The sequence below is a fragment of the Pseudomonas sp. OTU5201 genome (assembly GCF_038440135.1).
Lineage (GTDB): Bacteria > Pseudomonadota > Gammaproteobacteria > Pseudomonadales > Pseudomonadaceae > Metapseudomonas > Metapseudomonas resinovorans.
In genome coordinates, this window is sequence record NZ_JASATC010000009.1 from 44524 (window position 1) to 66392 (window position 21869).

Sequence of the window (21869 nt, forward strand, 5' to 3'; positions counted from 1 at the left end):
CTGGCTTGACGGTAAAAAATGCGGATCCATTATAACCGAGCGACACGCCGCCTTCTGGAGGCCATCCCTCAGCATTCCGAAACCGGCAGAACGGTGGGGCGACAAGGCAATCCGAACAAGGCTTGATATCATAACGCCACATCCTGCTGTCCCACTCTCCTTGCGAGCCTGCCACATGCCCAACCCTCATCTCAGTATCCTGGTGGTGGACGATGCCAAGTTCTCCAGCGCCATGATCGGCCGCACCCTGAGCCAGGCCGGTTACCAGGATCTGCGATTCGCCAGCAGCGCCAGCGAAGCGCTGAAACTGCTGGAAGACAAGCCTGCCAACGTTATCCTCGCCGACTGGCTGATGCCCGAGATCGACGGTCTGGAACTGACCGCACGCGTGCGCCAGCTGGATGAGATGACCGACCACTACAGCTACATCATCCTGCTTACCGGCAAGGAAGGTGAGAACGTCCTGGGCGAAGCCTTCGACCGCGGGGTGGACGACTTCATCAGCAAGGCGGCCATGAGCGAGCAACTGGTTCCGCGCATCTACGCGGCCGACCGCCTATGCAACACCCTGCAGCGCCTGCTGCAGGAAAACCACCTGCTCACCCAGAACATCGCCAGCCTGGAACAGCGCAACCTGGTGGACTCCCTCACCGGACTCGGCAACCCGCGCTACCTGCGGCAGAAACTGACCGATAGCCTGCGCCAGGTGGAGTCCCGTGGCGGCGCCCTGTGCTACCTGCTGATCGGCCTGCTGGACGCGCCGAAGCTGCGTCTGCAGTACGGTGACACCTTCTACAACGAGCTGCTACACGGCGTCGCCCGCCGCCTGCAGCAATTGGTACGCCCGCTGGATGTGCTGACCCGGCTGGACGACAACCACTTCGGTCTGATCACCCTGCTCGACGACCTCCATGAGTGCTCGCCGAGCAGCTTCCGTCGTCTGCATGAAGGTCTGAACCTGAAAGCCTTCAAGACCAGCGAAGGCTTCATCACCCTCAAGGCAGGCATCGCCCTGGTCGGTCTGGACACCAAGGCATTACCGCTGGATGTCGAGGAGTTGCTGGACAAGGCCAGCGCCATGCTGCCCGAGGCCCACGCCAGCGGTCGCGTCACCGCCCTACGCCTGCCACAGCCATGACCTGGCATATCCTCGGCGCCGGCAGCCTGGGCAGCCTTTGGGCCGCCCGCCTGGCGCGAGCCGGATTGCCGGTGCGCCTGATCCTGCGTGATCGCGCCCGCCTCAGGGCATACGAAGCAGCCGGCGGCCTGACCCTGGTGGAGCAGGACCAGGCAGGCCAATACGCCATTCCCGCGGAACTGCCCAGCACCGCCAGCCCCATCAGCCGCCTGCTCGTGGCCTGCAAGGCCTACGACGCCGAGGCTGCGGTCCAGCCCCTACTGCCACACCTCTCTCCTGGCGCCGAGCTGATCCTGCTGCAGAATGGCCTGGGCAGCCAGGACGCCGTGGCCCTGCGCCTCCCCCATACGCGCTGCGTGCTTGCCTCCAGCACAGAAGGCGCCTTTCGCGACGGGGACTGGCGCGTAGTCTTCGCCGGCCATGGATTCACCTGGCTCGGCGACCCGCTACAACCCGCCGCGCCCATCTGGCTGAACGAACTTGAACAAGCCGGTATCCCCTATGGCTGGACGCCGGACATCCTCTCGCGCCTATGGCGCAAGCTGGCGCTGAACTGCGCCATCAACCCCCTGACCGTGTTGTACGACTGCCGCAATGGCGGCCTGCTCGAGCACCCCGCAGAGGTCAGCGTGCTCTGCGTCGAGTTGGCCGAGTTGCTGCAACGCTGCGGCCAGCCGGATGCCGCCGATGGACTGCACGAAGAAGTGCTGCGGGTGATCCAGGCCACCGCGGCCAACTACTCCTCCATGTACCAGGATGTCGCCCACGGCCGCCGCACCGAAATCAGCTACCTGCTCGGCCACGCCTGCGCCACCGCCACTCGCCACCGGCTGAGCCTGCCGCACTTGGAGAGGCTGCACACACGCCTCAAGACCCATCTGCAGCAGAGCGGATTGCCCGTCACCTGAGCCCGCGCTAACCTGCCCCTCAGCCCAGCCGCGGATACTTGCCCCCTTGAACAGCCTGCGTCAGCGCCTCGATAACTTGTCGGTCGGCCGCAAACTGCTCGCCGCTCTGTTGGTTCTGCTTGCCACTGTCCTGCTCATTGCCAATCTGGCCTTCATCAGCGCCGCCTATTGGATTTCCCAGGAAAGCGTCGCGCCCCAGGGCCTGGAAACCCTTGGCCGCCTCTTCGCCACGTCGGCCGTCGGTCCTGAGGCGCTGTCCTCGGAAGAGAACGCCAAGCAGATGCTGCAGCGCCTGGACGGTTACACACCACTGCGTGCTGCGGCCCTGTACGACAGTGACGGCCGTCTGCTGGCCCAACTGCAGCGCGGTGCCCAACTCGACCTGCCGCTGACGGCCAGTGACATTCCCGCGTGGCGCCTGCACGAGTTCCGCACGAGCCACCTTGCAGAGCTGCCGATGCCTGGCAAACCCGCCGGCCACCTGTTGCTGGTGGCCTCCAGCGAATTGCCTGGCGTGTTCTACACCGGCACCCTGACCGCAAGCCTGGCGATCCTCGCCTGCAGCGTACTGCTCTGGCTGCTGGTCGCACGGCAGATCCGGCGGATGGTCACCCGGCCCATTCGCCGCCTGGAGGAACTGTCGCGTCAAGTGACCCGCGAGGAGAACTATGCCCTGCGCGCGCCCCGTGGCAATCGTGACGAGATCGGCAGCCTGGCTGACGCCTTCAACACCATGCTTAGCCGAATAGAAGCCCGCGAACAGCAACTCAAACGTGCCCGCGACGACGCCCAAGCCGCCTTCGATCAGGCCCATGAACTGGCCGAGGAAACCCGCCACTCCAACCGCAAGCTGGAGCTGGAAGTGCAGGTGCGCAGCAAAATCGAGAAGAAGCTGACCGGTTTCCAGAACTACCTCAACAGCATCATCGACTCCATGCCTTCGGCGCTTATCGCCCTGGACGAGCAGCTCTACGTCACCCAGTGGAACCAAGAGGCCAGCGCCCTCTCCGGCACGCCCATGGACGACGCGCTGAACCAGCCCGTATTCCTCGCCTTCCCTTCACTCAAACCGTTCCTACCGCAGATCCGCCTGACCGCCGAGAAGCACAAGGTGGAAAAAGTGGAACGCGTAAGCTGGCTGGTAGACGAGAACGTCCACCACTACGCCCTGACGTTCTACCCGCTGATGGGCGGCACTGGGCGCGGCGTGGTGATCCGCATCGACGACATTACCCAGCGCCTGTCGATGGAAGAGCTGATGGTGCAGTCGGAAAAAATGCTTTCGGTGGGTGGCCTGGCCGCTGGCATGGCCCACGAGATAAACAACCCCCTGGGTGCGATCCTGCACAACGTGCAGAACATCCGCCGGCGCATTTCCCCGGAACTCGACCGCAACCAGGAACAGGCCGCCATCAACGGCATCAGCCTGGAATCCGTCAGCCAGTATCTGGAAGCCCGCGAGGTCCCCAGGCTGCTGGACGACATCCATCAGGCCGGCGCCCGAGCAGCGAAGATCGTGACCCACATGCTTGCCTTCAGCCGGCGCAGCAATCGCCAGCTCGCGCCCTGCCAGTTGCCAGTGCTGATCGACCAGGCGCTGGAAATCGCCAGCAACGACTTCGATCTGACGGAAGGCTTCGACTTCAAAGGCCTCAGGATCGTCCGTGAATTCGACCCGAAGCTAGGGCCGGTGCCCGGCACTGCCAACGAATTGGAGCAGGTGTTGCTCAACCTGTTGAAAAACGCCGCCCAGGCGATTCACCTGCGCGAGGACGACGAGGAAGGACGCATCACCTTGCGCACCCGCCTGAGTCCGCCGTGGGCAGAAATCCAGGTGGAGGACACCGGCATGGGTATCCCCGAGAATGTGCGCAAGCGCATCTTCGAGCCCTTCTTCACCACTAAGGAAGTCGGCCAGGGCACGGGACTGGGGCTGTCGGTTTCCTACTTCATCATTACCAACAATCACAAGGGCCAGATGGAAGTGCAGTCCAAACCCGGTCAAGGCACCTGTTTCACCCTGCGCCTGCCGCTCACTTCCAGCGCCACAGACGCAGGAGCCTGAGATGGGCAACCGCCTTTCCAAGATTTACACCCGCACCGGCGACAAGGGCGAAACCGGCCTGTCCGGCGGTCGTCGCGTCCCCAAGGACCACCCACGGATCGAGGCCATTGGCGAAGTGGACACCCTGAACAGCCAGCTCGGCCTGTTGCTGGCTGAGCTGGCCGAGTGTCTGGAGCGCTGGCCTGGGCTGGGCGAGGTAATTGACGTACTGGCGCCCTGTCAGCACCGCCTGTTCGACCTTGGCGGCGAACTGGCGATGCCAGAGTACCAAGTGGTGCAGAAGCAAGAGATCGAACGGCTGGAAGCCACGATCGACCACTGGAACGATGAGTTGGGGCCGCTGAAGAACTTCATTCTCCCCGGCGGCTCGCGCCTGGTGGCCCAGGCCCATGTCTGCCGCAGCTTCGCCCGCAGCGCCGAACGCCGCACGCAAACCCTGAACGACGAAGAACCGCTGCGCGAGGAGCTGCTGGCCTACCTCAACCGACTTTCCGACCTGCTCTTCGTCGCTGCACGCCAGATCGCCCGGCGGCAAGGCGTGGACGAAGTGCTGTGGCAAGCGGCCAGCAAGCAGTGACGTCAAGCGCCAAGCAGGTTGAAGACCGGCCTTAGGTTGGCGTTGAGCCAAGCGAAAGCCGACGCTTCAGCCATCCCCTGGTTGGGCTTCACGAAGCCCGGCCCAACCTACGATGCCGGCCAGAACGCCCGAATTCCCGCCACGCCCTGTGCACCGATCTGCCAGGCACGCTCCAAGTCCCGAGCGCCAACGCCCCCCAGCAGGAAGGCCGGCTGGTTGAAGCTTCGCAGCAGTTCTTCCGCGCGCTCCCAGCCCAGCGGCAGGGCGTCGGGGTGGGTCTGGGTCGCCTGAACTGGCGAAAGGGTGACGAAATCCACGTCCATGGCCGCGGCCAACTGCAACTCTTCGACGCTGTGGCAGGACGCCGCCAGCCAACGCTCGCGGGGAAACGGCCGGCCATTGGGCGCGTACTTGCGCAGCTGCTCGGCAGTCAGGTGCCAACCGGCTGCGGGAAAGTCGCCCAGCCACTCCAGCGGGCCCTTGAGCATCAGCTGTGCCTTGCCGGCGCAAAGACCCTGCACATCGACGGCCAGGTCGCGGTACTGGGCATCGAACATCTTCGGGGCTCGCAGCTGGACCAGGCGCACACCGTCGGCCAGGGCAGTCCGGAGTCCAGCCAACAGCACCTGGGGCTCGATGTCGTCCGGGGTTATGAGATAGCGGTCCGGTAGACGCGCAGCAGCCACGATGGGTTTGTTGGCGGCCGGGAACTCGAAATCCCCCAGCTCACGGGGCGAGACCCACGCCAAGGGCTGGCCTTCAGCGCCATGGGGTTCGCCGGAGAAGGCGCTGACTTCCCAGACATTCAACAGCACCTGTTTGTCCGGGTAGTCGTGGTGAACCTGGATCAGTGGCCGGGACGCACTGACGCGAATGCCCAGTTCCTCCTCCAGCTCGCGGGAGAGCGCTGCCTGCACTGCCTCGCCCTCCTCAACCTTGCCTCCGGGGAACTCCCAGAGACCGCCCTGGTGCTTGTCGTCCGGGCGCCTGGCGATCAGCACCCGGCCATCGGCGCCGCGAATCACAGCGGCCGCCACATGCACTCGTTTCATTCGATGATCTCCGTTTCCTGCAAGGCGGCCTGATACCAGCGCTGGAAGGCAGGCCACCGGTAGATGGTGTCGACATAGGCCGCGGCTTCGGTCGGCAGCTCCACGGCATAGCTGCGCAGGCGGCTGGCCACCGGCGCGTAAAAGGCGTCGGCAATGCTGGCATGACCGAACAGGTAGGGGCCGTCCTGACCGAAGCGCGAGCGGCATTCAGCCCAGATGGCGCAGATACGACGGATATCTTCCGCCACGTCGTCCGGTACCTCGGCGAGCGACTGGTTGCGCTTCATGTCCATGGGCATGTGGCTGCGCAGAGGGACGAAACCACTGTGCATCTCGGCACAGACCGCGCGGGCTATGGCACGGGCCACCTGGCCGAAGGGCCAGAGATGCGCCTCGGGGAAGCGCTCGGCGAGGTATTCGGCGATGGCCAGGGAATCCCAAATGGCTCCATCTTCGGACTGCAGCACCGGCACCTTGGCGGTGGGCGAGTAGGTCAGCAGGCGCTTGCGACTATCTGCCTGGTAGAGCGGGACGCGCACTTCATCGTAGGGCGAGCCAGTCAATTCCATGGCCAACCACGCGCGCAACGACCAGGACGAGTAGTTCTTGTTGCCTATTACCAGTGTCAGGGACATGCCTAGCTCCTTTCTTCCAGTTCCTCAGGGTTTCGCTGGATCATGGAAGCTACCTGTGCCCATGGCAAATTCCCGATTTTCATCGGGGGATAAAAATCGGGAATGCCAGGTCAAGCCCGAGGGGGCCGGTTCATGAGCTTCTGCGCATAAACGCAGCCGATCGTGAACGGGCGCTTAGGTACGGTACTCGGCGTTGATCTTCACGTACTCGTGGGACAGGTCGGTCGTCCAGATGGTCTCGCTGCAATCACCACGACCGAGCTCGATACGGATGGTGATTTCCTCGCGGGCCATCACCGCCGCGCCTTGTGCTTCGGTATAGGTGGCGGCACGACCGCCCTGGCTGGCGATGCACACCTCGCCAAGGAACACGTCGATCTTGCTCACATCCAGGTTCGGCACGCCGGCATACCCCACGGCAGCCAGGATGCGGCCCCAGTTGGGATCGGAGGCAAACAGCGCAGTCTTGATCAACGGCGAATGGGCCACTGCATAAGCCACATCCAAGCACTCCTGGTGATTACCGCCGCCGTTGACCTGCACGGTGACGAACTTGGTAGCGCCTTCGCCGTCACGCACGATGGCCTGGGCAATCTCCATGAATACGTCGAACACAGCTTGCTTGAGCTTGGCGAACAACTCGCCGCTGGCCGCCGTGATCTCCGGCAGGGCGGCCTGGCCGGTGGCGATCAGCATGCAGCAGTCGTTGGTAGAGGTATCGCCGTCGATGGTGATGCGATTGAAAGACTTGTTCGCCGCATCGCGCACCAAGGCGTGCAGCACGTCACGGGCGACCTTGGCGTCGGTCGCAATGTAGCCGAGCATGGTGGCCATGTTCGGACGGATCATGCCGGCACCCTTGCTGATACCAGTGATGGTAATGGTCACCCCGTCGTGCTGGAACTGACGGCTGGCACCCTTGGGTTGGGTGTCGGTGGTCATGATGCCTTCGGCAGCCTGGGCCCAGTTGTCCGCCTTCAGGTCAGCCAGGGCAGCCGACAGCGCAGCTTCGATCTTCTCGACCGGCAGCGGCTCGCCGATCACGCCTGTGGAGAATGGCAGCACGGCGTCCTCAGCCACACCGGCCAGGTCAGCTAGCTTGGCGCAGGCGCGGCGGGCGCGAGCCAGGCCATCAGGGCCAGTGCCGGCGTTGGCGTTGCCCGTGTTGGTCAGCAAGTAGCGCACGTCTCCTTCCAGGCGCTCACGCGTGATCAGCACGGGGGCGGCGCAGAAGGCGTTGGTCGTGGTAACGCCGGCGATGGTAGAGCCTTCCGCGCAGCGCATCACGACCACATCCTTGCGCCCAGGGCGCTTGATGCCAGCAGAGGCAATGCCGAGTTCGAAACCGGGTACCGGGTGCAGGGTAGGCAGAGGGCCAAGACCAACAGCCATGGGAAGCGCTCCTTTTTCAGCAGGCGACCGGCTGCGGTTGGCGCAGGCGGCCAGGGATATCAGGAAAAACGCCGCGAGCGGCAGAGCCGGTCGCGGCGTGGGAACTACTACGGCAAGGCCTTAGCTGATCTGACCGTGGCAGTGCTTGTACTTCTTGCCGGAGCCGCAAGGGCAAGGCTCATTACGGCCTACCTTTTGCTCAGCCCGCACCGGAGCGACCGCAGCAGCGACGGCAACGTCACCTTGCTCCTCGGCCATCTCGGGCTCCTCCAGGCTAGGTGCGGCGGCATGCTGAAACTGCATGCGACGAGCCATTTCCTCGGCCTCGCGGCGCAGGCGCGCCTCTTCTTCAGCCGGGTCCTCGCGACGGACCTGGACATGGGAGAGGACACGGATGGTGTCGCGCTTGATGGAGTCAAGCAAGTCCCGGAACAGCGTGAACGACTCGCGCTTGTACTCCTGCTTCGGGTTCTTCTGGGCATAGCCACGCAGGTGGATACCGTGGCGCAGGTGATCCATGGTGGACAGGTGGTCCTTCCACAGGTCGTCCAGCACACGCAGCAGCATCTGTTTCTCGAAAGCACGCAGGGCTTCGGCGCCTGCGAGGTCTTCCTTCTCCTTGTAGGCAGCCAGGAGCTCCGCCATGAGCTTCTCGCGAAGGGTCTCTTCGTACAGTTTGTCGTCTTCATCCAGCCACTGCTGGATCGGCAACTTCAGGCCAAAATCACTGTACAGCGCAGCTTCCAGGCCAGAGATGTCCCACTGCTCCGGCATGGACTGCGGCGGGATATGGGCATCGACGGTGCTGCTCAGTACTTCTTCGCGGAACTCGGCGATGGTGTCGCCGATGTCATCGGAGGCCAGCAGCGTGTTGCGCATGTGGTAAATCACCTTGCGCTGCTCGTTGGCCACGTCGTCGTATTCGAGAAGCTGTTTACGAATGTCGAAGTTGCGGCCTTCTACCTTGCGCTGGGCCTTCTCGATGGCGTTGGTCACCATTCGGTGCTCGATGGCCTCGCCGGATTGCATGCCCAGCGCCTTCATGAAGTTCTTCACCCGGTCAGAGGCGAAGATGCGCATCAGGTTGTCTTCCAGCGACAGATAGAAGCGGCTGGAACCCGGGTCACCCTGGCGACCGGCACGACCACGCAACTGGTTATCGATCCGGCGGGATTCGTGACGCTCGGAAGCGACAACATGCAGGCCACCGGACTCGATCACTTGCTGGTGGCGCTTCTGCCATTCGGCCTTGATCTGTGCAACCTGCTCGTCCGTCGGAGCCTCCAGAACGGCCACTTCGGCTTCCCAGTTGCCGCCGAGGAGGATGTCGGTACCACGGCCGGCCATGTTGGTGGCAATGGTCACGGCGCCTGGGCGTCCGGCCTGAGCAATGATCTCGGCTTCTTTCTCGTGGTACTTGGCGTTGAGCACCTTGTGCTCGATACCAGCCTTGGTCAACAGCTGGGAAACGTACTCCGAGCTCTCGATCGATGCGGTACCCACCAACACCGGACGACCATTGGCCTGGCATTCCTTGATGTCGGTGATGATGGCGGAGAACTTCTCTTCCTGGGTCAGATAGACCAGGTCGTTGAAGTCCTTACGAGCAACAGGACGGTGGGTGGGAATGACCACCACGTCCAGGCCGTAGATCTGGCGGAACTCGAAGGCTTCGGTGTCAGCGGTACCGGTCATGCCGGACAGCTTCTTGTAGAGGCGGAAATAGTTCTGGAAGGTGGTGGAGGCCAGGGTCTGGCTCTCCGCCTGGATCGGCAGGTTCTCCTTGGCCTCGATGGCCTGGTGCAGGCCTTCGGAGAGGCGACGGCCCGGCATGGTACGGCCGGTGTGCTCGTCGATCAGCAGCACCTGTTCGTTCTGCACGATGTATTCGACATTGCGGTGGAACAGCGTGTGGGCACGCAACGCAGCATAAACATGGGTCAGCAAGCTGAGGTTGTGCGCCGAGTAGAGGCTCTCGCCCTCGGCCAGCAGGCCGGCCTGGGTGAGCATTTCCTCGATGAACTGGTGGCCCATCTCATTGAGCTCGACCTGGCGGGTTTTCTCATCGACCGAGTAGTGGCCTTCCTGAGTGACCTGGCCTTCCACCTCTTCGATGTGCTGCTTGAGTCGGGGGATCAGCTTGTTGATCTGGATGTAGAGCTTGGAGCTGTCTTCGGCCTGGCCGGAGATGATCAGCGGAGTCCGCGCTTCGTCGATGAGAATGGAGTCCACTTCGTCGATCACGGAAAAGTTCAGTTCGCGCTGGAACTTGTCGTCCAGGCTGAACGCCATGTTGTCGCGCAGGTAGTCGAAACCGAACTCGTTGTTGGTGCCATAGGTAATGTCGGCAGCGTAGGCGGCACGCTTTTCCTCCGGCGGCTGGAAGGGCGTGACGATGCCAACAGACAGGCCTAGGAATTCATAGAGGGGACGCATCCAATTGGCGTCGCGGCGGGCCAGGTAGTCGTTCACGGTAACCACATGCACGCCCTTGCCGGACAGCGCGTTGAGGTAGACCGCCAAGGTACCCACCAGGGTCTTGCCCTCACCGGTACGCATCTCGGCGATCTTGCCCTCGTGCAGGGTCATGCCGCCGATCAACTGGACGTCGAAGTGGCGCATGCCCATGACGCGCTTGCCGGCCTCACGCGCCACGGCGAAGGCTTCGGGCAGCAACTGGTCGAGGTTTTCGCCTTTACCCAGGCGCGCCTTGAACTCTTCGGTCTTGGCACGCAGCTGCTCATCGGACAGTGCCACCATCTGCTCTTCGAACGCGTTGATAGCCTGCACTGCCCTGGCCATGCGCTTCACTTCGCGTTCGTTCTTGCTTCCAAAGAGTTTCTTCAACAAGGGCGCAAACATATAGAGAGGTTCTTCCACACATTAGGATGGAGGGCGGCCTGGAGTCGCCCGCGCAGCCGCCATGGCTGCTTGCGAAGGGGGCATTCTACCCGGATTCCTTGTCGAGGAAAGCGGGAGCACTTCCCGGTCTCCGTAGGACGGCGTCCACAGCCCCCGGCCATGGCGCCTTGCCACGAACACGCCAGCAAATCGACCGTCCGAGCAATCGAACGACGCGCGCGCACCGTGGTGACGGGTACCCTCTGTTAATATGGGCTGCCCTGCCCTCATTCAAGCACTCACCATGGCGTTTCGTCCTTTGCCCGCCCGCTCCCCCGCCGCGCTTCTGCGCGAGGAGAAGCCATTGAAGGCGCTGTTCAATGAGGCGCAGCGTATCGACCAGCTGCAACAGCTTCTCGCCAGCCAACTGCAACCTGCCGCCCGCGAACACTGCCATGTCGCCTCCTGGCGCGAGGGTCGGCTGCTGCTGGTCGTCACCGATGGCCATTGGGCCACAAGGTTGCGCTATCAGCAGGCCCGTCTGCTGCGGCAGCTCAAGGGCTTCGACGCGTTCGCCGGACTGGAGAGGATCGTCTTCAAGGTCCAGCCGAGTTACACCCCGCACAGTCCGCCAGTGACAGAGGGCCGTCTGTCTTCCACAGCGGCGGAAAGCCTGCAAGCCACGGCGGACACTGTCAGTGATCCCCGGCTGCGGGAAGCACTGGAGCGCCTGGCGCGCCACGGCAAACCACAAACGCAAGACTGAGCAATGAGCGAAGCGCGAACATAAAAAAAGGCCACCCGAGGGTGGCCTTTGAAGTCAGGAAAGAGGGTATTGCTTAAACGGCTGCTACCGGTCGCATGTAGGAGATAGGTGCAGTCCTGGCATCCTCGAAGGTCACCACTTCCCAGGCATCCTTCTGCTCGATGAGCTGGCGCAGCAAACGATTGTTCAGCGCGTGGCCCGACTTGAAGCCACGGAACTCGCCGATCAGGCTGTTGCCAAGCAGATAGAGGTCACCGATCGCATCGAGAATTTTGTGCTTGACGAACTCGTCCTCGTAACGCAGGCCGTCTTCGTTGAGCACCTGGTTCTCATCAACCACGATGGCGTTCTCCACGCTGCCGCCGAGTGCCAGGTTCTGTGAACGCAGGAACTCGATGTCGCGCATGAAGCCGAAGGTCCGCGCACGGCTGACCTCCTTGACGAACGAGGTGCTGGAAAAGTCCACGCTCGCACTCTGGGTACGGTTGCGGAATACCGGGTGATCGAAATCGATCTCGAAGCTCACCTTGAAACCGTCGAAGGGCACGAAGGTGGCGCGCTTGTCGCCCTCCTCCACAGTCACTTCGCGCAGGATGCGGATGAACTTCTTCGGCGCGTCCTGCTCCTGCAGGCCGGCGGATTGAATCAGGAAGACGAAGGGACCAGCGCTGCCGTCCATGATCGGCACTTCCGACGCGGAGAGTTCGACGTAGGCGTTGTCGATGCCCAGGCCTGCCATGGCCGAAAGCAGGTGCTCCACGGTGTCCACCTTGACCTCACCGTTGATCAGTGTGGTCGACATGGTGGTCTCACCGACATTCTCGGCGCGTGCAGGGATATCCACTACGGGGTCGAGGTCGGTACGGCGAAACACTATACCGGTGTCGACTGGCGCAGGCTTGAGGGTCAGGTAGACCTTTTCCCCGGAATGCAGCCCCACGCCAGTGGCACGGATAATGTTCTTGAGAGTGCGTTGTCTGATCATGGCATTGGCCGCTTGTGCGCAAGTTGCGAACTGTTTTCAACAATGGGCGGCGATAATAGCAGAACCGCCCTTTGCTGAACACCAATCACCCTAATGCTCCTGATACAAATCATCAATCAGCCTGGCGACGCAGGAATGCCGGGATGTCCAGGTAATCCAGGTCATCCTGAGTATTGAGCTTGGCCGCAGTGGCCGCGCCGGCGTGTGCCTGGTTGCGCATCACGGTCGGGCGATCCAGGTCGCGGTAATTGACAGACGGCTGCTCCGGACGAGTGGCTACGGTGGCGGTGGCCACAGTGGCTGCCTGCACGGTGTTGTCGACTACCTTGACCGGCTTCTCGATGCGCGCACCCAGTCCAGTGGCCACTACAGTTACGTGCAGTTCGTCGCGCATGTCCGGATCGATCACGGTACCCACCTTGACGGTGGCGTGCTCGGAAGCGAACTGCTCGATGATGTTACCCACGTCGGAGTACTCGCCCAGGGACAGGTCCGGACCTGCGGTGATGTTCACCAGGATGCCGCGGGCGCCCTGCAGGTTCACGTCGTCGAGCAGCGGATTGCGGATGGCGGCTTCAGTGGCTTCGCGAGCGCGATTCGGACCGCTGGCGCAGCCGGTGCCCATCATCGCCATACCCATTTCGCCCATCACGGTTTTAACGTCGGCGAAGTCGACGTTGATCATGCCGGGACGCTTGATGATGTCGGAGATGCCGCGCACCGCGCCGGCGAGCACGTCGTCTGCCTTGGCGAAGGCGGACAGCAGGCTGGCGTCCTTGCCGAGAATGGTCAGCAACTTCTCGTTGGGGATGGTGATCAGGGAGTCGACGCTTTCAGCCAGCGAACGGATGCCCTCGTCGGCGATCTGCATGCGCTTGCGGCCTTCGAACGGGAACGGACGGGTCACCACCGCAACGGTGAGGATGCCCATTTCCTTGGCCACTTCGGCGATGATCGGCGCCGCACCGGTACCCGTGCCGCCGCCCATGCCGGTGGTGATGAAGACCATGTCAGCGCCCTGCAGCACTTCGGCGATGCGCTCGCGATCTTCGATGGCAGCCTGACGACCGACTTCCGGATTGGCACCGGCGCCCAGGCCCTTGGTCACACCCGGGCCGAGCTGCAGAACGGTGCGCGCACCGATGTTCTTCAGCGCCTGGGCATCGGTGTTGGCGCAGATGAACTCGACGCCTTCAATGTTGCTCTTGGCCATGTGGTTCACGGCGTTGCCACCGCCACCACCGACACCTATTACCTTGATGACCGCTGTTTGCGGAACATTATCTACGAGTTCGAACATATCCCCTCTCCTTCCTTTTTTAGTTTTTTGCCTACTGCGTACCGCGGTTAAAAATTGCCCTGAACCCAGCGTTTGAGCCGTTCCAGTACAGGAGCCTTGGCGTCTTCGGAGTAGCCGAAGCTGCCTGTGGAAGCAGGCATGCCGTCGGACTGCTTCTGCAACCCGTACATCAGCAGGCCCACGCCCGTGGAATAGATGGGGTTGCGCACGACATCGGCGAGCCCCTTGACGCTGTGCGGCACGCCCAAGCGCACCGGCATGTGGAAAATCTCTTCGGCCAGCTCTACCGCGCCTTCCATCTTTGCGGTGCCACCAGTGAGGACGATGCCGGCTGGGATCAAGTCTTCGTAGCCGCTGCGGCGCAGTTCGGCCTGGATCAGGGTGAAGAGCTCGTCGTAACGGGGCTCGACCACCTCAGCCAGGGCCTGGCGCGACAGTTCGCGCGGCGGACGGTCGCCGACGCTAGGCACCTTGATGGTTTCTCCAGCACCAGCCAGCTTGGCCAGGGCGCAGGCGTAGCGGATCTTGATCTCTTCGGCGTACTGGGTCGGCGTACGCAGGGCCATGGCGATGTCGTTGGTCACCTGGTCGCCAGCAATCGGGATCACCGCGGTATGGCGGATGGCGCCCTCGGTGAAGATGGCGATGTCGGTGGTGCCACCACCGATATCCACCAGGCAGACACCCAGCTCCTTCTCGTCATCGGTAATCACCGAGTAGGCCGAAGCCAGCTGCTCGAGGATGATGTCGTCCACTTCCAGGCCGCAGCGGCGCACGCACTTCTCGATGTTCTGGGCGGCATTTACCGCGCAGGTCACCACATGCACCTTGGCTTCCAGGCGCACACCAGACATGCCCAGCGGCTCGCGCACGCCTTCCTGGTTGTCGATCACGTAGTCCTGGGCCAGGGTGTGCAGCACGCGCTGGTCGGCAGGAATGGCCACCGCCTGGGCGGCGTCCAGCACACGCTCGATATCGGCGCCGCTCACTTCTCGGTCGCGAATCGCCACGATGCCGTGGGAGTTCAGGCTGCGGATATGGTTGCCGGCGATGCCGACGAACGCCGAGTGGATGCGGCAACCCGCCATCAGCTGCGCCTCTTCCACGGCGCGCTGGATGGACTGCACGGTGGACTCGATGTTCACCACCACGCCCTTCTTCAGGCCGCGCGACGGATGGGTGCCAATGCCAACGATTTCCAGTTGGCCGTCGGCTGCGACCTCGCCCACCAGCGCCACCACTTTGGAGGTGCCGATGTCCAGGCCGACGATCATCTTGCCGCTCTGTACGCTTGCCATGGTTCTAACCTTCTCTCTCAATTCACTGCACGGCGACCGCTGCCGCCGCTGGGGCCTCGACCGGCGTCCGCCAGGCCACTGCAAGGCCGTTGGGGTAGCGCAGGTCGACGCGCTCGATGTTCGCTATCTGATCCTTCAGCGTTTTCTCGTAGATCGAGATGAAACGCCGCATCTTCTCCACCAGATGATCCCGCCCCAGCAGCAGCTCGACGCCCTGGCCGGTGGACAGGAACCAGCTACCGCGCTCACGCAGTTCCAGCCGGACGATGGAAAAGCCGAGCGGACGCAGCATCTGGCTGAGCATCTGGTATTGCTGCATCACTTGCTCCTGGGCCCGCTGCGGCCCCCAGAGCTGCGGCAGCTGTTCATAGTGGGCCAGCTCGCGCGGAGCAAAGGCCTGGCCCTGGTTGTTCAGGAGTGCCTCGTCGCCCCAACGAGCAATGGGCAGTTGTTCTTCCAGCCGGACCATCACCTGGTCCGGCCACACCCGGCGTACCTCTGCGTGGGCGATCCACGGCATCTGCTCCAGCTCGCGGCGCATGCCCGCCAGATCGATGCTGAAGAAACTCGCGGCGATGTACGGCGCGATTCGCTGCTGCACCGCCTGCTGGCTGATGTAGCTCAAGTCGCCCTGCACATTGACCTTGGCGATGGGCCGGTCGGCGTAAGGCAGCAGTCGCTGCGCCGCCTCATAGGCGCCGAAGCCGAGCACCGCCAGCATCACCGGCCAGACCAGTTTCCGCAGGAAGCCGAAGCTGGGCTTGGGTAGGCGCTGCGTCAGCGGTTCCTTCGCCACCATCCGACTGGCGCCACGCGGCATCGGCTTGCGCGGCGGAACGGCGCGACCGATTACGGGTTCCTGACGACGGATAGTGGCGCTTCGCATGGAATCAGCCCCTTGCCTCGACGCTGTCGGTCAGAATCGCCAGCACCAACTGCTGGAAATCCAGGCCCGCAGCGCGCGCGGCCATAGGCACCAGGCTGTGGTCAGTCATGCCGGGTGCGGTGTTGACTTCAAGGAGCCAGAAACGCCCTTCAGCGTCCTGCATCACATCGGCCCGGGCCCAGCCCTGGATGCCGAGGGTCTCGCAGGCGCGCGCGGTGAGCAGCTTCAGTTCCTCTTCCTTGTCCGCATCCAGGCCACAGGGGATCTGGTAGCGGGTATCACTGGCCAGGTACTTGGCGTCGTAGTCGTAGAAGGTGTGCGGAGTACCGAGACGGATGGGCGGCAGCACCTCGCCGCGCAGCCAGGCGATGGTGAACTCCGGCCCATGGATCCACTGCTCCACCAGCACCTGCGGGTCGTAAGCGCCAGCATCACGCCAAGCCTCGATGAGTGCCTCGACGTTCTCCACCTTGGCCATGCCGATGCTGGAGCCTTCGTGGGCGGGTTTGACGATCAGCGGGAAGCCCAACTCGGCGGCAGCCTGGCGGCAATCCTGCTCGCTGGCGAGTACGGCGTGGCGCGGCGTCGGGAGACCGAGGCTGACCCACAACTGCTTGGTGCGCAGCTTGTCCATCGCCAGGGCTGACGCCAGGATGCCGCTGCCGGTATAGGGAATGCCCAGGCACTCCAGCAGACCTTGCATGCTGCCGTCTTCGCCGCCACGGCCGTGGAGGATGATGAAGGCGCGGTCGATCTTCTCTGCCTGCAAGCGCTGCAGAAGGTCATCACCCACATCGATGCCGAAAGCATCCACACCCGCGGCCTGCAGAGCCTGCAGCACCATGGCGCCGGACTTCAGCGACACTTCGCGCTCAGCGCTCTTGCCGCCGTAGAGCACGGCAACCCGACCGAACGCAGCCGGTTCGAGGGTGGATTTCAATTGCGCGCTCATTTCGTCTTCCTCTTGGCGGCGTCAGCAGGCTGACCGCCAAACAACGGGTTCTGAATCAGTTGTGGCGCCAGCGCGCCGATGTCACCGGCACCCTGGCAGAGCAGAATGTCGCCGGGACGCAGCAGCGGCTTGACCAGCGGCGCCAGGTCAACGCCACGCTCGATATAGATCGGATCCAGTTGGCCGCGCTGACGGATGCTGTGGCAGAGCTGACGGCTGTCGGCGCCGGGGATCGGCTCTTCGCCGGCCGGGTAGACCTCCATCAGCAGCAGCACATTGGCTTCGCCCAGCACCTGTACGAAATCGTCGTACAAGTCGCGGGTACGGCTGAAGCGGTGCGGCTGGTAGACCATCACCAGGCGACGCTCCGGCCAGCCACCGCGAACGGCCTTGACCACCGCAGCCACTTCGCGCGGATGGTGGCCGTAGTCATCCACCAGCATCACGCTGCCGCCTTCCACTTCCAGCTCGCCGTAGACCTGGAAGCGCCGGCCCACCCCTTGGAAGCCGGACAGGCCCTGGACGATAGCTTCATCGCTGATGCCCTCGTCGGTAGCGATGGCAATGGTGGCCAGGGAATTGAGTACGTTGTGGTTGCCCGGCATGTTCACCGAGACATCCAGCGGCTCGCGGTCCTTGCGCAGGACGGTGAACCAGGTGCGCATGCCTTCCTGGCGCACGTTGATGGCGCGCACGTCTGCGTCCTCGGAGAAGCCGTAGGTCACAGTGGGGCGTGCCACCTGCGGCAGAATCTCGCGGACCACCGGGTCGTCTACGCAAAGCACGGCCAGGCCGTAGAACGGCAGGTTGTGGAGGAACTCGACGAAGGTTTTCTTCAGCTTGTTGAAGTCCCCCTCGTAGGTACTCATGTGATCGGCGTCGATATTGGTGACCACTGCCACCATCGGTTGCAGATGCAGGAAGCTGGCGTCGCTTTCGTCGGCCTCAGCCACGAGGTAACGACTGGTGCCGAGCTGGGCATTGGTACCCGCGGCGTTCAGTCGGCCACCGATGACGAATGTCGGGTCGAGGCCGCCAGCGGCGAAGACCGACGCAATCAGGCTGGTGGTGGTGGTTTTCCCGTGGGTGCCGGCGACGGCGATGCCATGGCGGTAGCGCATCAGCTCGGCGAGCATTTCGGCACGCGGCACGACCGGGATGCGGCGCTCCAGGGCAACCGCAACCTCGGGGTTGGACTTGTTGACGGCGCTGGAGACTACCAGCACGTCGGCGTGCTCGGCATTCTCGGCGCGGTGACCGATGAAGATCTGCGCCCCGAACTTTTCCAGGCGCTCGGTTACGGCCGAGGTCTTGAGGTCAGAACCGGATACCCGGTAGCCAAGGTTCAGCAACACCTCAGCGATCCCGCACATACCCACACCGCCAATACCGACGAAATGGATACGACGGATGCGACGCATCTCCGGCTGCGGCATGGCTTTCTGACTTTCAACCATTGGCCACCTCCAGGCAGATCTCGACCACAGTACGGGTGGCGGCAGGTTTGGCCAGACGGCGGGCGGTAGCGCCCATGGCCTTGAGTTTCTCGGGCTGCATCAGGACCTCGGTCAGCTGAGCGGCCAACTTGGCCGCGTCAGTGGAATGTTGCGGAAGAAGGACAGCCGCGCCCTCCTTCGCCAGATAATCGGCATTGCGCGACTGGTGATCGTCGATCGCATGGGGCAGCGGCACCAGGAACGATGGCAGTCCAGCGGCTGCCAGTTCGCTCACGGTCAGGGCACCCGCACGGCAGATGACCAGATCGGCCCAGGCATAGGCACGAGCCATATCCTTGATGAAGGGCGCGACCTCGGCTTCGACCGCAGCTTCGCGATAACGCTCCGCGGTGATCTCGTCATGTTTGCGCCCGGCCTGGTGGAACACCTCGGGACGCAAGTCCGCCGGTACTTTGGCCAAAGCTTCAGGCAGCAACTTGTTCAGCGGTTCGGCGCCCAGGCTACCGCCCAGCACCAACAGGCGCGGCTTGCGACCTGCCAGCGAATCACGCGGCGTCTCCAGGAACAGCTCCTCACGCACCGGGTTACCGGTGGTCCGCCGTTTGTCGCTTTTCCCGAAGGTTTCGGGGAAGGCTTCGCACACGCGGCTGGCAAATGGCGCCAGGCTGCGGTTGGCGGTGCCTGCCACGGCGTTCTGCTCGTGGATGATCAGTGGCACACCGGACAGGCGAGCGGCCAGACCACCTGGACCCGTGACATAGCCCCCCATGCCGAGCACGCAGATGGGTTTCAGTTCACGCACGATGCGACGTGCCTGGAACAGCGACTTCAGCAACTCGAACGGTGCCTTGAGCAGGGACTTCAGCCCCTTGCCACGCAAACCACTCACCTGAATGAGATGCAGCGGCAAACCGGCCTGGGGTACCAATTCGTTCTCGATACCTTTCGGCGTGCCCAGCCAATGCACCTTGAAGCCGCGCGCCTGAAACTCACGGGCGCAGGCCAGGGCCGGGAACACGTGGCCGCCGGTGCCGCCGGCCATGATCAGTACATTGCCGCTCATGGGCGCACCTCCTCGTCGAAGAAATCGCTCTCGACGAACTCCACTTCCTCATTGCCCAGTTGGGTACGCCGCTCCCACTCGATACGCAGCAGCAAGGCGAGGCTGACGCAGCAGATCACAAGGGAACTGCCGCCGTAGCTGAGGAACGGCAGTGTCAGCCCCTTGGTCGGCAGCAAACCGACGTTCACGCCGATGTTGATCAGCACCTGGCCGATCCAGAGGAAAGCCAGGCCATAGGCGACATAAGCGGAGAAGTACTGGCGCGCCTTCTCAGCCCAGAGACCTATATAGAGGGCGCGGACGCTTACGAAGACGAACAGGCCAACGGTGGCCAGGGCACCGATCATGCCCAGTTCTTCGGCCAATACCGCGAAGACAAAGTCGGTGTGGGCTTCCGGCAGGTAGAACTGCTTCTGGATGCTATTACCCAACCCCACGCCGAACCATTCCCCTCGACCAAAGGCGATCAGTGCCTGGCTAAGTTGATAGCCGGCACCGTACTGGTCAGCCCAGGGGTCGATGAAGTTGGTCAGACGCTGCATCCGGTAACTCTGACTGGTCATTACCAGCACGCCGGCGGCGAGTACCGCACCGACCAGAGGGATGAAGCGCAACAGGTTGATGCCACCAAGGAACAACATGGCGATGCAGGCGCCCACCAGCACCACGGTGGCACCGAAGTCCGGCTCGGCCAGCAGCAGCACCGCAATCGGACCCAGCACCAGCATCGGTTTGATGAAGCCGGTGAGCTTCTCGCGCACCTCATCCTGGCGACGCACCAGGTAACCCGCGATGAACATCACGGTGAACAACTTGGCCAGCTCAGACGGCTGCAGGTTGAACAGACCGAAGCCGATCCAGCGTTTCGCACCGTTGATCTCACGACCGATGCCAGGCAGCAGCACCAGGATCAGCAGAACGATGGCAGCCAGCATCAGCCGGGCGCCGTGACGCTGCCAGAAGGCCATGGGTATTTGCAGAGTGACCAAGCCCGCACTGAGGCCAATCGTCAGGTAAATCAGATGACGGATCATGTGGTACAGCGGGTTGCCGGACGAGGCCGCCGCGACCTCCGACGAGGCCGAGGTGATCATCACCAGGCCCAGGCCAAGTAGCGACAGGCAACCGGCCAGCAGCGGGAAGTCGATGTCGATGCCGCGGCGGCTGCGCAGCGGCGAGGGAGCGGCGAGTAGACGGGCCAGCATCAGGAGAGCCCCCCCACGGCTTGCGCGAACAGACGACCGCGTTCTTCGAAGTTCTTGAACATGTCCAGGCTGGCGCACGCCGGCGAGAGCAGCACGGCATCGCCGGCTTCGGCCAGCTCGGCGCAACGCTGCACGGCGTCCTCCAGGGTGCCGACCCGCACCAGAGGAACTGCGTCACCCAGAGCCTCGGCAATCAACTCGGCATCGCGCCCCAGCAGCACGACGGCGCGGCAGAAACGTGCCACCGGCGTCTTGAGTCCGGAGAAGTCCGCACCCTTGCCATCTCCACCGGCAATCAGCACCAGCTTGCCGTCGATGTCAGCTCCCAGGCCTTCGATCGCCGCCAGGGCCGCCCCGACGTTGGTGGCTTTGGAGTCGTCGTAGTAGGAAACGCCGTGCAGCTCACGTACCCACTGGCAACGATGGGCCAGACCGGCGAAGGTCCGCAGGGTGTCCAGCATGGGTTCGAACGGCAGGCCCACGGCATGTCCCAAGGCAAGGGCAGCCAGGGCATTGGACTGATTGTGGGCGCCGCGGACTTTCAGCTCGCGCACGGACATCAGCTTGTCGAATTGGTAGGCCAGGTACTTCTCGCCCTCTTCTTCGATAAGGCCGAAAGATTTGAAGTCAGGCTTGTTGAGGCCAAAGGTCCAGCAGGGCACCTGGTCAGCCACCAGCGGGCGCGACAGCGCATCGCCACGATTGACCACAACCTGGCGTGCGCCACGAAAGACACGGTGCTTGGCCAGATGATAGGCCTGCATGTCCGCGTATCGGTCCATGTGATCTTCACTGACGTTGAGCACCGTTGCCACCTCGGCGTTCAGCCGATCGGTGGTTTCCAGCTGGAAGCTCGACAGCTCCAGTACGTAGAGCTCGATGTCGTCGGCCAGCAAATCCAGTGCCGGCGTGCCGAGGTTGCCGCCCACGGCGACGCGCTTGCCGGCAGCCTTGGCCATGTCGCCCACCAGCGTGGTGACGGTGCTCTTGGCGTTGGAGCCGGTGATGGCAACAATCGGCGCCTGGGCATGTCGGGTGAACAGCTCAATATCGCCGGACAGTTTGGTGCCGCGTCGGGCGGCTTCCTGCAACGCCGGCGTGGCCAGCGCCAGGCCAGGGCTCACATAGAGCTCGCTGGCGCGACTGAGGAAGTCCGGATCAAGCTCGCCACAACGCACTTCCACCTGCGGGAATTGACTCTGGAGCGTCGCAAGTTCCGGCGGGTTCGCACGCGTATCGGCCACGGCAAACGGAACGCCTTGACGCGCCATGAAGCGCACCAGGGACATGCCGCTCTTGCCGAGGCCGACAACGATGCGGAACTGGTCGGAAGCGATCAGCGTCACTCT

At 63.2% G+C, this 21869-nt stretch carries 17 protein-coding genes and 1 pseudogene; 5 read left to right on the plus strand and 13 right to left on the minus strand.

Annotated features, from left to right (window positions below; genetic code table 11):
* Window positions 1–172: 172 nt before the first annotated feature.
* From AAHM40_RS07765 to AAHM40_RS07780, 4 genes and pseudogenes are all read left to right on the plus strand, one after another.
* Window positions 173–1138: pseudogene (locus tag AAHM40_RS07765) on the plus strand (response regulator); the annotation flags it as partial.
* Window positions 1135–2046, plus strand: coding sequence for a putative 2-dehydropantoate 2-reductase (locus tag AAHM40_RS07770; RefSeq protein WP_342244134.1), 912 nt, complete (start codon window positions 1135–1137; stop codon window positions 2044–2046). The pseudogene AAHM40_RS07765 and the gene AAHM40_RS07770, both read left to right, overlap by 4 nt.
* A 46-nt stretch (window positions 2047–2092) precedes the next feature.
* Window positions 2093–4111 carry a sensor histidine kinase gene (locus tag AAHM40_RS07775; protein ID WP_342244135.1) on the plus strand — a complete coding sequence of 673 codons (2019 nt, stop codon included), beginning with the start codon at window positions 2093–2095 and terminating at the stop codon, window positions 4109–4111.
* Window position 4112: 1 nt separating this feature from the next.
* Complete coding sequence (locus AAHM40_RS07780; protein ID WP_342244136.1) at window positions 4113–4688, plus strand: cob(I)yrinic acid a,c-diamide adenosyltransferase; 576 nt, start codon at window positions 4113–4115, stop codon at window positions 4686–4688.
* 107 nt (window positions 4689–4795) lie between these two features.
* Here the strand turns inward: AAHM40_RS07780 and AAHM40_RS07785 are convergent, their stop codons facing one another.
* The 4 genes from AAHM40_RS07785 to secA all read right to left on the minus strand — a co-directional run bounded on the left by AAHM40_RS07785 (window position 4796) and on the right by secA (window position 10629).
* Entirely contained in the window at window positions 4796–5740 is a 945-nt protein-coding gene (locus tag AAHM40_RS07785; RefSeq protein ID WP_342244137.1) for a Nudix family hydrolase, read from the minus strand.
* Window positions 5737–6375, minus strand: coding sequence for a glutathione S-transferase family protein (locus tag AAHM40_RS07790; protein ID WP_342244138.1), 639 nt, complete (start codon window positions 6373–6375; stop codon window positions 5737–5739). The genes AAHM40_RS07785 and AAHM40_RS07790 overlap by 4 nt, the downstream gene beginning before the upstream one ends.
* Before the next feature lie 174 nt (window positions 6376–6549).
* A complete protein-coding gene (gene argJ, locus AAHM40_RS07795; RefSeq protein ID WP_342244139.1) occupies window positions 6550–7767 on the minus strand; it encodes a bifunctional glutamate N-acetyltransferase/amino-acid acetyltransferase ArgJ in 1218 nt (405 codons plus the stop codon).
* Window positions 7768–7887: 120 nt separating this feature from the next.
* On the minus strand, window positions 7888–10629 hold the full coding sequence (gene secA, locus AAHM40_RS07800) for a preprotein translocase subunit SecA (protein ID WP_342244140.1): 2742 nt from the start codon (window positions 10627–10629) through the stop codon (window positions 7888–7890).
* Window positions 10630–10912: 283 nt separating this feature from the next.
* Here secA and AAHM40_RS07805 point away from each other — a divergent pair, with 283 nt between their 5' ends.
* Window positions 10913–11374 (plus strand): DUF721 domain-containing protein, encoded by a 462-nt coding sequence (locus AAHM40_RS07805; protein WP_137821327.1) that lies wholly within the window; start codon window positions 10913–10915, stop codon window positions 11372–11374.
* A gap of 73 nt (window positions 11375–11447) precedes the next feature.
* Here the strand turns inward: AAHM40_RS07805 and lpxC are convergent, their stop codons facing one another.
* From lpxC to murD, 9 genes are all read right to left on the minus strand, one after another.
* Entirely contained in the window at window positions 11448–12359 is a 912-nt protein-coding gene (lpxC, locus tag AAHM40_RS07810; protein WP_028628442.1) for a UDP-3-O-acyl-N-acetylglucosamine deacetylase, read from the minus strand.
* 112 nt (window positions 12360–12471) lie between these two features.
* The gene (ftsZ, locus tag AAHM40_RS07815; RefSeq protein WP_028628443.1) at window positions 12472–13659 is read right to left on the minus strand and encodes a cell division protein FtsZ; all 1188 of its coding nucleotides are present in this window, start codon (window positions 13657–13659) and stop codon (window positions 12472–12474) included.
* 47 nt (window positions 13660–13706) lie between these two features.
* Entirely contained in the window at window positions 13707–14957 is a 1251-nt protein-coding gene (ftsA, locus tag AAHM40_RS07820; RefSeq protein ID WP_028628444.1) for a cell division protein FtsA, read from the minus strand.
* A 22-nt stretch (window positions 14958–14979) separates the two neighbouring features.
* Window positions 14980–15843, minus strand: a complete 864-nt coding sequence (locus AAHM40_RS07825) for a cell division protein FtsQ/DivIB (RefSeq protein WP_342244141.1) — start codon at window positions 15841–15843, stop codon at window positions 14980–14982.
* A gap of 4 nt (window positions 15844–15847) precedes the next feature.
* On the minus strand, window positions 15848–16795 hold the full coding sequence (locus AAHM40_RS07830) for a D-alanine--D-alanine ligase (protein WP_280285739.1): 948 nt from the start codon (window positions 16793–16795) through the stop codon (window positions 15848–15850).
* Complete coding sequence (gene murC / locus AAHM40_RS07835; protein WP_028628447.1) at window positions 16792–18252, minus strand: UDP-N-acetylmuramate--L-alanine ligase; 1461 nt, start codon at window positions 18250–18252, stop codon at window positions 16792–16794. Before murC ends, AAHM40_RS07830 begins: the two co-directional genes overlap by 4 nt.
* Window positions 18245–19315 (minus strand): undecaprenyldiphospho-muramoylpentapeptide beta-N-acetylglucosaminyltransferase, encoded by a 1071-nt coding sequence (murG, locus tag AAHM40_RS07840; RefSeq protein ID WP_342244142.1) that lies wholly within the window; start codon window positions 19313–19315, stop codon window positions 18245–18247. The genes murC and murG overlap by 8 nt, the downstream gene beginning before the upstream one ends.
* Window positions 19312–20520 (minus strand): putative lipid II flippase FtsW, encoded by a 1209-nt coding sequence (gene ftsW, locus AAHM40_RS07845; protein WP_342244143.1) that lies wholly within the window; start codon window positions 20518–20520, stop codon window positions 19312–19314. Before ftsW ends, murG begins: the two co-directional genes overlap by 4 nt.
* Window positions 20520–21866, minus strand: coding sequence for a UDP-N-acetylmuramoyl-L-alanine--D-glutamate ligase (gene murD, locus AAHM40_RS07850; RefSeq protein ID WP_342244144.1), 1347 nt, complete (start codon window positions 21864–21866; stop codon window positions 20520–20522). The genes ftsW and murD overlap by 1 nt, the downstream gene beginning before the upstream one ends.
* Window positions 21867–21869: the final 3 nt, after the last annotated feature.

Excerpts from the sequence above, each read along its gene's own strand:
- AAHM40_RS07770 (WP_342244134.1), top strand. The coding sequence starts at position 1,135 with ATGACCTGGCATATCCTCGGCGCCGGCAGCCTGGGCAGCCTTTGGGCC.
- AAHM40_RS07780 (WP_342244136.1), top strand. The coding sequence starts at position 4,113 with ATGGGCAACCGCCTTTCCAAGATTTACACCCGCACCGGCGACAAGGGC.
- AAHM40_RS07785 (WP_342244137.1), bottom strand. The coding sequence starts at position 5,740 with ATGAAACGAGTGCATGTGGCGGCCGCTGTGATTCGCGGCGCCGATGGC.
- AAHM40_RS07790 (WP_342244138.1), bottom strand. The coding sequence starts at position 6,375 with ATGTCCCTGACACTGGTAATAGGCAACAAGAACTACTCGTCCTGGTCG.
- argJ (WP_342244139.1), bottom strand. The coding sequence starts at position 7,767 with ATGGCTGTTGGTCTTGGCCCTCTGCCTACCCTGCACCCGGTACCCGGT.
- secA (WP_342244140.1), bottom strand. The coding sequence starts at position 10,629 with ATGTTTGCGCCCTTGTTGAAGAAACTCTTTGGAAGCAAGAACGAACGC.
- AAHM40_RS07805 (WP_137821327.1), top strand. The coding sequence starts at position 10,913 with ATGGCGTTTCGTCCTTTGCCCGCCCGCTCCCCCGCCGCGCTTCTGCGC.
- lpxC (WP_028628442.1), bottom strand. The coding sequence starts at position 12,359 with ATGATCAGACAACGCACTCTCAAGAACATTATCCGTGCCACTGGCGTG.
- ftsZ (WP_028628443.1), bottom strand. The coding sequence starts at position 13,659 with ATGTTCGAACTCGTAGATAATGTTCCGCAAACAGCGGTCATCAAGGTA.
- ftsA (WP_028628444.1), bottom strand. The coding sequence starts at position 14,957 with ATGGCAAGCGTACAGAGCGGCAAGATGATCGTCGGCCTGGACATCGGC.
- AAHM40_RS07825 (WP_342244141.1), bottom strand. The coding sequence starts at position 15,843 with ATGCGAAGCGCCACTATCCGTCGTCAGGAACCCGTAATCGGTCGCGCC.
- AAHM40_RS07830 (WP_280285739.1), bottom strand. The coding sequence starts at position 16,795 with ATGAGCGCGCAATTGAAATCCACCCTCGAACCGGCTGCGTTCGGTCGG.
- murC (WP_028628447.1), bottom strand. The coding sequence starts at position 18,252 with ATGGTTGAAAGTCAGAAAGCCATGCCGCAGCCGGAGATGCGTCGCATC.
- murG (WP_342244142.1), bottom strand. The coding sequence starts at position 19,315 with ATGAGCGGCAATGTACTGATCATGGCCGGCGGCACCGGCGGCCACGTG.
- ftsW (WP_342244143.1), bottom strand. The coding sequence starts at position 20,520 with ATGCTGGCCCGTCTACTCGCCGCTCCCTCGCCGCTGCGCAGCCGCCGC.